The sequence below is a fragment of the Xanthomonas sp. CPBF 426 genome (genome assembly GCF_903989465.1).
In the GTDB taxonomy this organism is placed as follows: Bacteria; Pseudomonadota; Gammaproteobacteria; order Xanthomonadales; family Xanthomonadaceae; genus Xanthomonas; species Xanthomonas euroxanthea.
Genome location: NZ_LR861805.1, coordinates 3559197 through 3571301, shown reverse-complemented (window position 1 = coordinate 3571301; position 12105 = coordinate 3559197). Strand labels below are relative to the sequence as shown.

Sequence of the window (12105 nt, the reverse complement as noted above, 5' to 3'; positions counted from 1 at the left end):
AGTCCCTCCTCCTGGGAGCGCCAACCCTAACGCAGAACGGTTGTCGTCGATATCCAGCTGGGGTAACGTTACCTCGCACCATGGCCGCTGAAACAGGGGCGGCAGCCACGGGCGGCATCACGGCAGAGGCAATGGCAAAGCGGCTACGCGTCGTTTTGGCAGTTGCGTTGTCGCGATGTGTACCGTTGCTTGGCAGTAGAGCTTGGGAGAGGCCTCTAATGCTGATGGTTCGCAAGGCGTTCCGCCGTGGAGCGCTGTGGGTGGTATGTGGTTGCATGGCTTGGGCTGCAGTGGAGGCTGCGCCCGTCGATGTGCGATCGACCGGTCCCTACGATGTCCGCGTACTGGCGGGCGGGATGGGGTTGTCCAAGAAGCTTGCCGCCGATGCGCCGTTGCTGGCTGCCGACGCAGACTGGAGCGTGTCCGGCTGGGTGCGTCCCTCGCGCGCGAATGCAGGCCCGGCATTGATCGCCGGTCTGGGCGATGCGAAATCGGCCGGGCGTTACTTCGCAATCGACAACGGCAGGCTCGCCTTCGTGCAGGGCGCAGATACGGTGTTGCGCAGCAAGCAGGCGCTGCCTGCGGGGACCTGGACGCAGGTGGCTGCGGTGGCGAAAGCGGGGCGGTTGACGCTGTACGCCAATGGCCGTCAGGTCGCCAGCGGTGCGGTACGCCAGAGCGCGGTCGCGCCCGTGCTGATGTTTGGTCCGCGCGAGCAGCCCGCCGCCTATACGCAGCACTTCGGTGGCGAGATTGCCGGTTTCCTCGCGCACGCCGCTGCACTGGAGGCGCCGGCCATCGCGCAGCTTGCGGCCAGGGCGCCGGATCAGGCCTTGCAGCGTTTCGAAGACGCCTCGCCGGCCTGGCAGGTCCAGGTCAGGCAGATGGCTGGCCAGGTCGCACCGCAGCCGCCGGCAACGCTGCCGCGCAGTGCGGCAGCCTTCTCTGCGCCGGTCGCCAAGCCGGTACAACCGACGCCCGCGTTGCAGCCGCTGGATGCGGCGGCATGGCGGGTCGGTGCGTGGGAACTGGCTGCTGCGCCGGAGCTGGGGCAGGCCACGGGCGCCAGCCTGTCGCGCGGTGATGACAGCGGCGGTGCCGCGGCCTGGCACGCGGCCACCGTGCCGGGCACGGTGCTCACCACGCTGGTCGATCGGGGCGTGTATCCGGATCCGGATATCGGTCTCAACAACATGGCCATTCCCGAATTGCTGAGCCGGCAGGACTGGTGGTACCGCAGCCGATTCGATCTGCCTGCTGCAGCCCAGGGCAAGCGGCTGGAACTGCTGTTCAACGGCATCAACTATGCGGGCGAGGTCTGGGTCAACGGTACGCGGGTCGGGCGTACGCGCGGTGCGTTCGCACGCGGGCGCTTCGATGTCAGCAAGCAGCTCAAGGCTGGCCGCAACATCATCGCAGTGCGTGTCTCGCCGCCGCCGCATCCTGGCATCGCGCACGAGCAATCGATGACCGCAGGCGTGGGCGAGAATGGCGGTGTGCAGGCGCTGGATGGGCCGACCTTCATCGCCAGCGAAGGCTGGGACTGGATTCCGGCGGTACGCGATCGCAATGCCGGGCTGTGGCAGGACGTGCAGTTGCACGCCACCGGGCCGCTGGCGCTTGGCGACACCCGGGTGGTGACGACGCGGCTGGCCCCGGATCACCGGCGTGCCGAGCTTGAAATCAGCGTGCCATTGCGCAACGACAGTGCCGCGGCGGTGCAGGGCACCCTGCAACTGGCCATCGGCGATGTGCGCATCCAGCGGCAGGTCAACGTGCCGGCCGGTGGTACCACGCTCACGCTCAGCGCCGCCGATACGCCGCAGCTGGTCATCGCCAATCCGCGCCTGTGGTGGCCCAACGGTTATGGCGAGCCTGCGTTGTATACCCTGCAGGCCAGCGTCGAGGTGGCCGGTACACCGTCGGATACGCAGCAGCTGCGCTTTGGTATTCGCGAAGTTGGTTACGAACTGTCGCTGTTTGACCAGGACGGCGCGCTGCGCCGCGTGCTGGTTGATTTCAACAAGGCACGTCAGCGTGGTGAACGCATTGTCGATGCCCGCCACAGTGCGATCCGCCCCGTGCCCGGAGGCGATGCGCAATCGTTCTATCCCGGCGCGCAGGCATCGCCGGCGGTCACGCCGCTGAGTGACGATGCGCTGGCACCTTACCTGGCCATCCGCATCAATGGCGTACGCATTGCCGTCAAGGGCGGCAACTGGGGCATGGACGACTGGCGCAAGCGCGTCTCGCGCGAGCGGCTGGAGCCGTACTTCCGCCTGCAGCGCGATGCGCATTTCAATGTGGTGCGCAACTGGGTGGGGCAGAACACCGAAGCCAGCTTCTTCGAGCTGGCCGACGAATACGGCATGCTGGTGCTCAACGACTTCTGGCAGTCCACCCAGAACTACAACATGGAGCCGGCCGATGCGGCGCTGTTCCTGGACAATGCCGCCGAGGTGATCAAGCGCTTCCGCAACCATCCGTCCATCGTGTTGTGGTTCGGCCGCAACGAAGGCGTGCCCGCACCCATCCTCAACGAAGGCCTGGATGCGCTGGTGGCCGAGCTCGATGGCACGCGCTGGTACACCGGCAGTTCCAACCAGGTCAATCTGCAGGGCAGCGGCCCGTACAACTACCGGGAGCCGGTGGGGTACTTCAACGCCTTGGCACAGGGCTTTTCGGTGGAAGTGGGCACGCCGTCGTTCTCCACCCTGGAGTCGTTCAAGGCCTCCGTCCCGGCGGCGCAGGACCAGTGGCCGATCAGCGATGCCTGGGCCTATCACGACTGGCACCAGTCCGGTAACGGCGACACCGCCAGCTTCATGCGTTCGCTCACCGACAAGCTTGGTGCGCCCACCAGCCTGGAAGATTTTGAGCGCAAGGCGCAATTGCTCAACTACGACACCCATCGCGCCATCTTCGAAGGCTTCAACGCGCAGCTGTGGACCAAGAACAGCGGGCGCCTGCTGTGGATGAGCCATCCGGCCTGGCCCAGCAACATGTGGCAGATCTACAGCCACGACTACGACACCCATGCGGCCTATTACGGTGTGCGCAATGCGGCAGAGATGCTGCATGTGCAGATGAACCTGCCCGGCCACGACGTGGTGGTGGTCAACAATGCCAGCGACCCGGTGCGCGGCCTGCGCGTGCGTGCAGAGGTCTACAGCAGCGATGGCGCATTGCTGCAGCAGCGCGAACAGGCCGTGGACGCCGCGCCCGTTGCGGTCTCGGCACCGGTGCTGCAACTGGCGCCGTTGCTCAAGGACACCAACGGGCTGGGCTTTGTGCGGCTGCAATTGCTCGATCGCGATGCGGTCGTGCGTTCGCGCAATTTCTACTGGGTGGCGCGCGATGCGGCAGCCATGCGTGGCCTGGATGCGCTGGCGGCAGTGCCGGTGCAGCTCAGCACGCAACTGCAGGAGGGTGCCGAGCCGGTGCTGCGCGCCACCGTGCGCAATGCTTCGCAGCAGGTTGCGCTCAACACCAAGCTGACCCTGGTGGACGCGCAGGGCCAACGCATCCTGCCGGCGTACTACAGCGACAACTACCTCAGCCTGGTGCCGGGCGAGCAGCGCGAGGTCGAGATTCGCGGCCCGTCCGCGGCGAGCCTGCGCAATGCCACGCTGCAGGTGCGCGGCTGGAATGTCGAACCATCAACAGGCGTCGCCAGCGGGCTTCCGTAGCGGCGCCGACAGGTTGCCACGCCGTGTCCGCACGGCGGTCGCACTGATGCGCCGATCGCGCGTCAGCCAATACCGCATTGCCGTTGCTGCAATGCCATTCGAAACGGTCGTGGATTGTCGTCATCCCTGGGAGGGGACCATGAACAAGCTGCATGCGAACACCCGCCACACCCCATTGGTCGCCGCACTGGCGGCTGCACTCACCCTGCTGGCCGGCAGCGCAAACGCACAGGACGCCAGCGCTGCCGCCGGGGTCACCGACCTGGACAAGGTCATGGTCAAGGGCGTGCGCGGCGCGCAGGCCGAGGCCATCGAGAACAAGCGCACCGCCGCGCAAATCATCGACTCGATCTCTGCAGAGGACATCGGCAAATTGCCCGATGTCACCATCACCGATTCGCTGCAACGCGTGCCCGGCGTGCAGATCCGGCGTTCGGCCGGCGAGGGCTCGCAGCTCAATATCCGCGGCATGCCGCAGGTGCAGACCACCATGAACGGCGAGTTGTACCTGAGCGCCGGTGGCGGCGACCAGTACGGCCAACCGAACATCGGCCGCGCGCAGCCGGATTTCGTCGACATCCCGCCGACGCTGTTCAGCGGCGTGGACGTGATCAAATCGCCGACCGCCGCGGACCTGGATGGTGGCATCAGCGGTACGGTCTCGCTCAAGACACGGCGCCCGTTCGACCTGCCCGAAGGCTGGACCTTCAGCGGCCAGGCCGAAGGCTCCTACGGCGACCGCGTGCAGGAACTCAACGAGCTGTACTCGGGCCTGGCCAGTTTCCGCACCGAGCGTTGGGGCGCGTTGCTGGCGGTGTCGTACTCCGATGCCACGCTGGAAAACAAGCATCCCAGCGTGTATTCCAATGGCGCGCAGAAATCCACCGAGCAGAACGTGGGCTTCGATTTCAACGGCGACGGGCGCATCGGCAGCAATACCGATCCGTCCAACCTGCCGCGCGACTACTTCTACAACTGGGTCGCCACCGAGCTGGACAACCGCAGCACCGACCGCCAGCGCACCGGCATCAACGGCTCGTTCCAGTTCAACATCAACGATTCGTGGACGGTGCTGGCCGATGCGGCCTACACCAAGCTCGAAGACCAGGACACCTCGGTCGCCGCGCAGCTGCACACCGGTTGGGCCACCAACCAGTTGCAGCCCGGATCGGTGGTCGATTCCAATGGCGTGCTGGAATACGGCCAGTTCCGCTACAACCGCTTCCAGGCCCACTCGATGGCCGGCGTTGCCGACTCGGACGCGCTCAACACCAATCTGGAACTGCGCTTCGACGATGGTGGCCCCTTCCGTGCCTCGTTCCGCTGGGTGCATGGCGATGCGCAGCGCACCTACGACGAAGCGCGTGCCGATGCGGTGGTGACGCGTGGCGACCAGATCACCCGCGCCGGCGGGGTGACGCAATGGGCCAACGCCAATGGCCTGCCGACGGTGGATGCCTCGGTGGATTTCCGTGGCACCTATCCGGCGGTCAACCTCGGCACCGATGTGTCCAACCCGGACAACTGGCAGCTGATGTCGACCTGGGCGCAGGGCAACAAGATCGAAGCGACGATGGACGCGTTCCGCGCCGATGGCACCTTCGAGTTCGACGAGGGTGTGGTGCGCGGCTTCCAGTTCGGCATCCGTTACGGTGAGCGCGAGGTCAAGCTGGACACCTATCGCTACCTGTCGCCGGTGTCGACCAGCTGTGCCGATCCGAACCGCTCGCTGTACTACTTCAAGGATCCGCTGATCGTGGACACCTGCAGCGGCGTCTCCGAAGCGCGCCTGCTGCCGTTCAATTCGATCCCCGGTTACTGGGCCTACTTCAACGACTTCGATCCGCTCAGGGTCACCGGCCTGGGCAGCCAGGGCCTGCCGGCGATCAACCCGCAGGTCATGAAGGACCCGGTGGGCTACCTCAACAGCCTGTACCCGGGCAACGTGGCCTACCAGCAGGCCGCCGATTCCTACAAGGTCACCGAAAAGAGCACCGCGGCGTACTTCCTGGCAAACCTGGAAGGCGGCACCGGCAGCGCGGTGCCGTGGACGGCCAACATCGGCGCGCGCATCGTGCAGACCAAGCTGGCGATCGACCAGTACCTGAGCAGCGGCAACGTGTTCATCGGCAACGTTGAATGGAACGGTGTCAGCCCGGCGATCGGCACCAATCGCCTGAACCGTCAGTACACCGACGTGCTGCCCACCGCCAACCTGTCGCTGGACATCACCGACGCGCAGAAGCTGCGCTTTGCCTACAACAAGGCGGTGGCGCGCCAGGACCTGCCCGATCTCGGGCGCGGGCTGGTGAGCTTCTACGCGGTCAATGGCACGCCGCCGCGCAATCCTGCGTTGCCCTCGGATGCGGTGCTGTTCCTCAATGGCCGCTCCGGTAACCCGGATCTCGATCCGTATCGCGCCACCAACTACAACGCCTCGTGGGAATGGTATTTCTCCGACGCGTCGCTGGTCAGCGTGGGTGCGTTCCTGATCGACGTGAAGTCGTTCCCCACCACGGTGACCAACATCGAATTGTTGCCCGACGCCGATGGCGTGGCGCGGCTGGGTGGCCCGGTGGAGCGCATCGTCAATGGCGGCGGCGGCAAGATCAAGGGCTTTGAAGTCGGCTATCAACAGGCCTTCGACTTCCTGCCCGGCTGGTTGAGTGGCTTCGGTACCAACATCAACTACACCTTCTCCGATGCCGACACCGACAACACCGATATCCAAGGCAATACGTTGCCGATCGGCGACAATTCCAAGCACCAGGCCAACGCGGTGCTGTGGTACCAGAAGGACAAGTTGCAGGCACGCGTAGCCTACAACTGGCGCAGCAAGCGTTTCAGCCAGGTCAACAGCGGTGCGTGGGGCGACGAGCTGGCGATCTGGAACGACGACGTCGGCTATCTCGATGCGTCCTTCAGCTACGACGTCAACGACCACCTGACCCTGTACGCCCAGGCGACCAACCTGACCGGCGAAAGCGAGCGGCGCTACGCGCAGTGGACCAACCACTACTACGACCAGAACATCTTCGAGCGTCGTTACTACGCCGGCCTGCGTCTGCGCTTCTGATCCGGCTGTGCGTTGTGCGACATGGCGCACCCCCACGCCGTGTCGCACATGTTTCGCTGTTGTCACTCCCCAAGCGGTCATTGCGCTTTCTTCCCGTCGCCGTTGATTGCGGCGCTGCAGTACGCCTGACGGCAACGTCAGGCACCCTCCCATTCGGCCGCATCGTCGGGAAGCGATGTGGCCGTTTTTTGTGTGTGATGGCGCAGGCGTTACACGATGCCGATCGATGCAGCACTTACCGCGCCGGCGGCCCGGCCGTCGAGCCGCGCTTGACCACGGTGTACTTCATCACCTGGTGCACGCCCGCTGCGGTTTGGCCCTTGCGTCGCTGGCGGATCGCATCGGCCAGCAACGACACCGCGGCGCGGCCCATCGCAGTGACCGGTTGATGCACGGTGGTGAGTTCGGGCCAGATGGTGGTGGCCACCGGGGTGTCGTCGAAGCCGGCGACCGAGACATCTTCGGGTACGCGCAAGCCCAGGCCGTGCGCGACCGCAACGGCCGCAGCCGCCATATCGTCGTTGCTGCAGAAGATGGCGGTGGGCGGTTGCGCCTGCGCGAGCAGGCTGCGCGCGGCGAGCAGGCCGGAGCGATAGGTGAACAGACCCTCTGCCATCAATTCCTCGGCCACGGGCAGGCCAGCGGCCTGCAGGCTGTCGAGATAGCCATTGGCACGCAACGCGCTTGGCGTGTGCTTGGGGTCGCCCTTGATCAATGCGATGCGGCGATGGCCCAGTTCAACCAGGTGGTCGACGATGGCGCGCGCGGCCTGGTAATCGTCGATGCGCACCGAGCTGATCTGCGCCATCGGTGCGCCGCTCGCCACCGCCACGACCGGGATGCCGCGTGCATCGAGTTCGGCGATGGTCTGGCGCGAATCGCATAACGGGGGCGGCAGGATCACGCCGTCCACGCCGGCTGCCAGCAAGCGTTCGGTGGCGGCACGCTGGCTGCGGATGGCACCGCATTTTTCCACCAGCACCTGGCTGCCATTGAGGCTGCTTTGCTCGAGCAGGCCGAGCATGAATTGATTGAGGTAGGCCGCGCTGGGATTGCTGTACAGCACGCCGATGCGCAACAGGCCGCTGGTGCGCAACGAACGGCCTGCCAGATTGGGCCGGTACCCCAATGCCTGCACCGAGGCTTCCACGCGCACGCGCATGTCCTCGCCGACATGCGGGTGACGGTTGATGACGCGCGAGGCCGTCATCGGCGAGACCCCGGCGTGCTTGGCGACATCCAGCAAGGTTGCTGCGTTGTTGGCACTGCGTTGGCGCTTGGCCGCCATTGTGTGTGCTCGTCCTGGAGTGGAAGCGAAGGGGCAGCAGGTAGCGCGAGGCCTGCAGCAACCGCGAGTGCCTGGCCGCTGGCACCCGCTGTCGATGGAGGTATCGGCACAGGCAACGGGCAGCATGCGCGTCATCCGTGCCGCTCGCCCTCACCAAAGACACCTGCGACGTCTTCCGTCGCAGTTACTCGCTCGGCGGTTGCACGCTTTTCGCGCGACTGCCGAAATCGCCATCGGCCTCGGCCGCCAGGTATGCAAATACCGTGTAGGCCGCCACGTTCTGCGCCAGCGCCTTGGGGTCGATCTTGTCCAGGGTGTCGTCGGCGGTGTGGTGCAGGTCGAAGTAGTCGGTGCCGTCCTGCGCCAGCCATGCCCATGCGCCGCCCTTGGCGGAAATCGGCCCGACATCCGGGCCGGGGCCGCCCTTGTCCGGCACATACGCGATGCCCAACGGCGCGAGCACCTCGGCAATCTGTTTGGTCGCGGCGCGCGAGTCTTCCGGTGCCGCCGAGCCGGTGTTGAACGCATAGATGCGCCCGGCACCGAAGTCGCTCTCTGCGCCGATCTGGTGCAGCGCCATGTCCTTGGCATCCTTGCCGTGCGCGGCCGCATACGCCTTGCCGCCGTACAGGCCCTGCTCCTCGTTGGCGAAGGCCACCACGCGAATCGTGCGCTTGGGCGCCTGCTTGAGTTGGCCGATCAGGTGGCCCGCGGCCATGGTGATCGCCACGCCGGCGCCATCGTCGATCGCGCCGGTGCCCAGATCCCAGGAATCCAGGTGCCCGCCGATCACCACCACTTCCTTGGGCTTGCTGCGTCCGGTGATTTCGCCGATCACGTTGTACGAAGTCGCCGTGCCATCCCAGCCGCAATCCAGTGCCAGCCGCACACGCGTGCTGCCCAGCGCGGCCAGGCGCGCGAGCTGGTTGGCATCGGGCACCGACAACGCCGCTGCCGGTACCGGAGTCAGGCCTTCGTCGAAGCGGGTGATGCCGGTATGCGGCACACGGTGCGAGTCGGTGCCGGCCGAGCGCATCACGAAGCCGATCGCGCCCTTGCGGATCGCCTCCGACGGGCCCTTGCTGCGCACCGCGCCGCCATTGCCGTAATCCTTGCCGTCGCGCGCCTTGGTCATCTGGTAATCGACGAATGCGATCTTGCCGGCCAGCGAGCCGGCCGGTGCGGCCTGCAGTGCGGCCAGGTTGTCGAAGCGCACCACCTCGCCCTCGACGGTGCCACCCGGGCTGCCGCCCAGGGCGGTGATGTGCAGGGGCTGCGCATGCGCGCCGATCACCGCGGCCTGTTCGCTGCGCCGCTGCCACTTGGGAAAGCGCACCGGCTCGGTCCACACCTTGTCGAAGCCCAGTGACTGGAACTTGGCCTTGGCCCAGGCCACCGCGCGCGGATCGGCCTCGCCACCGGCAATGCGCGGGCCCACTTCGGTGGTCAACGATTCCACCACCGCAAAGCCGGTGTCGTCGGCCAAGGCCTGCTCGCGCAGCTGCGCGGCGGTGCGCAGTGCGCTATCGGCGATGGTGGTCTGTGCGGCGAGCGCGGGTGCGCAAGCGAGTAGGGCAGAGATGGCAACAGCGAGGCGACGCATGCAGGGCGGCTCCAACGACAAGGGGGACCCCGAGCTTATCAGCGCGAGGTCCCCCGTCTGCGTGCGAAAGGTCATCCTCCTGCGCGACGTTGCGCAATGGATGTGCCCGCTTACGGCACGCCTGGTGTCTTCAGCGTGTCGTTCTTCAACGAATCGCGGATCTCGCGCAGCAACAGCACTTCTTCGCTCGGGCCCTTGGGGGCGTCCGGCTTGCGGTGGGTCAGGCGGTTGATCAACTTGACCACCATGAAGATCGCGAAGGCGATGATCACGAACTGCACGACGGTGTTGATGAAATCGCCGTAGCCGATGGCCACCGCCGGAATTTCCTTGCCGGTGGCGTCGACGCCGGCAGGCTTGAGCACCCAGGCCAGGCGTGAGAAATCCACGTTGCCGATGGCCCAGCCGATCGGCGGCATGATGATCTTTTCCACCAGCGCGGTGACGATCTTGCCGAACGCTGCACCGATAACCACACCGACCGCCAGGTCGATGACATTGCCACGCATCGCGAATTGCTTGAATTCGCTGACCATTCCCATAGCGCACTCCAGATGCGGTCGCGGACCAACTGCCGCGGCGTGATCGTAGCGGGCGGCGTGTCAGCCCGCGATGATGCCGTGGCGCTCGGCGACGTTTTCCAGGCGTGCACTGAACTGATCGCCCGGCAGCAGCGGGCCGACACCGGCCGGCGTGCCCATGAAGATCAGATCGCCCGCGCGCAACGCATAGAGTTTGGAGAGCTCATGCAGGATTTCCGGCACGTTCCAGATCATCTGGTCCAGCAACGACTGCTGACGCACCTGGCCGTTGACCTCCAGCGACAGGTTCAAGGCCTCCAGCGCACCCACTTCGCCGGCATGTACCAGCTCGCTGATCGGCGCGGAGTGATCGAAGCCCTTGGCGATGTCCCACGGCAGGCCCTTGGCCTTGGCGGCGGCCTGCAGATCGCGTCGGGTCAGGTCCAGGCCCACGCCGTAGCCATAGATCAGCGCCTCTGCCTGATCCACCGGCAACTCGCCGGCCGGCGCATCGCTGCCCAGCGCCACCACCAGCTCCACTTCGTGGTGCAGTTCTTTGGTGCCGGGTGGGTACGGAATGTGGTCGCCATGGCCGACCACGATTGCATCGGCAGGCTTCATGAAAAAGGTCGGCTGGCCACGCTCGGCCTTGGACGCAGGCGCAGTGGCACCCATCTCGCGCGCGTGATCGGCGAAGTTGCGGCCGACGCAGTAGATGCGGTGCACCGGAAAGTTGCCGCCACCAACCACCGGAATGCGCGGGACGTCGGCGGCGGGAATCACATCGTGGGTCATGCACGCATCCTTGGGGAACGGGCAGCTGAGTCTAGCCGTTTGGCCGTGCATGACGGAACCGCCGTGCTGCGCGTTGAGTGCATCGCGCCGCCTGGCCGGCAGTGCGTGCGATCACGGTCTGCGTCGGCGCAGGCAAAAGCACGCATGCCGGTCAGGCCATGCGCGCAGTGATATCAGGATTCAATGCCCACCGCGCCGGATGGCGGTGGCGTGGTGCTTCAGTGCGACAACGGCAGTGCGGGCTTGCGCACCACGCGGTACTCGGCTTCGACCACGCGTGTCTGTTGCGGCGCGCGACGGTTCGACTTGCTCAGCAGCTTCCAGGCGATGCCGCCCAGGATCATCGCCGCGCCCACGAACACGCTGAAGAAGATCAGCACGGCAAGGATGACCAGACCGGCCAGGCCGGCGGCAACGCGCACCAGCGGGTGACGTGGCTTGCGCGGGGCAAACAGGTGGTGGAGGTTGCCGAATTGGAAGAGACGTGCAGGCATGGCGGTGGGCTGCCGGGCAGGAAACAGGCCCGCAGTATCGTTGCGGTTTCATGTCATTGAGTGAAAACTTCGTTAAACAATGGCCTGTTTTGTTAAGTCCATCACATCCAGTGGGCTAGATGCAGGGGCGTCCGGTCGGCAGGAATGCGCATTCGTGAGCGCAGTAGACGCATGCGTGGCGGCATCGCATGGCGTCGGCGCGATGCAGGCGCGTGCCACAATCGCAGTCCGTTCTCCCACAGCAGACCGCATGTCTTCGCCATCGCCCACCACGCTTGCCGACCTGGCGCAGATTCCCGATGCCGGATTTCTGGAAGTCGAAGCGGTGTGGGACGGCGGCGCGGAGTCGCTGGTGCTGTATCGCGATGGTGCACAGGTACGCGCCTGGTTGAACGTCTGCCCGCATGCCGGCAGGCGGCTGGATTGGGCACCCGGCCAGTTCCTCAAGACCAAGGAAGGCCACCTGGTCTGCGCGGCACACGGCGCGGCGTTCGAGCTCAGTGGCGGCGAATGCATCAGCGGGCCGTGCCGCGGTCAATCGCTGCTGGCGGTGCCGGTACGCATCGAGGGGACGCAGGTGGTCCTTGGCTAGGTTGCCGCTCTAAGGCCGCGTCACACGATCCAGCACAACGTCCGCGT

Annotated in this window: 8 protein-coding genes; 3 read left to right on the top strand and 5 right to left on the bottom strand. The window is 65.9% G+C overall.

Annotated features, from left to right (window positions below; translation table 11 throughout):
* Window positions 1–218: 218 nt before the first annotated feature.
* Both H7A87_RS15165 and H7A87_RS15160 read left to right on the top strand, forming a co-directional pair.
* On the top strand, window positions 219–3689 hold the full coding sequence (locus tag H7A87_RS15165) for a LamG-like jellyroll fold domain-containing protein (protein WP_119127560.1): 3471 nt from the start codon (window positions 219–221) through the stop codon (window positions 3687–3689).
* 139 nt (window positions 3690–3828) lie between these two features.
* Window positions 3829–6765 (top strand): TonB-dependent receptor, encoded by a 2937-nt coding sequence (locus tag H7A87_RS15160; protein WP_119127561.1) that lies wholly within the window; start codon window positions 3829–3831, stop codon window positions 6763–6765.
* Window positions 6766–7000: 235 nt separating this feature from the next.
* On the opposite strand, the gene H7A87_RS15155 is transcribed toward H7A87_RS15160, so the two are convergent.
* The 5 genes from H7A87_RS15155 to H7A87_RS15135 form a co-directional block, all read right to left on the bottom strand.
* The gene (locus tag H7A87_RS15155; protein WP_119127563.1) at window positions 7001–8053 is read right to left on the bottom strand and encodes a LacI family DNA-binding transcriptional regulator; all 1053 of its coding nucleotides are present in this window, start codon (window positions 8051–8053) and stop codon (window positions 7001–7003) included.
* A 184-nt stretch (window positions 8054–8237) separates the two neighbouring features.
* Window positions 8238–9656 carry a M20/M25/M40 family metallo-hydrolase gene (locus H7A87_RS15150; protein ID WP_115677277.1) on the bottom strand — a complete coding sequence of 473 codons (1419 nt, stop codon included), beginning with the start codon at window positions 9654–9656 and terminating at the stop codon, window positions 8238–8240.
* Between the two features lie 110 nt (window positions 9657–9766).
* A complete protein-coding gene (mscL, locus tag H7A87_RS15145) occupies window positions 9767–10198 on the bottom strand; it encodes a large-conductance mechanosensitive channel protein MscL (RefSeq protein ID WP_024940317.1) in 432 nt (143 codons plus the stop codon).
* Between the two features lie 60 nt (window positions 10199–10258).
* The gene (locus tag H7A87_RS15140; RefSeq protein ID WP_119127564.1) at window positions 10259–10972 is read right to left on the bottom strand and encodes a fumarylacetoacetate hydrolase family protein; all 714 of its coding nucleotides are present in this window, start codon (window positions 10970–10972) and stop codon (window positions 10259–10261) included.
* Between the two features lie 218 nt (window positions 10973–11190).
* Window positions 11191–11466, bottom strand: coding sequence for a hypothetical protein (locus H7A87_RS15135; RefSeq protein WP_104583668.1), 276 nt, complete (start codon window positions 11464–11466; stop codon window positions 11191–11193).
* A gap of 250 nt (window positions 11467–11716) precedes the next feature.
* On the opposite strand from H7A87_RS15135, the gene H7A87_RS15130 reads away from it, so the two are divergent.
* The gene (locus tag H7A87_RS15130) at window positions 11717–12058 is read left to right on the top strand and encodes a Rieske (2Fe-2S) protein (RefSeq protein ID WP_104583667.1); all 342 of its coding nucleotides are present in this window, start codon (window positions 11717–11719) and stop codon (window positions 12056–12058) included.
* Window positions 12059–12105 lie beyond the last annotated feature (47 nt).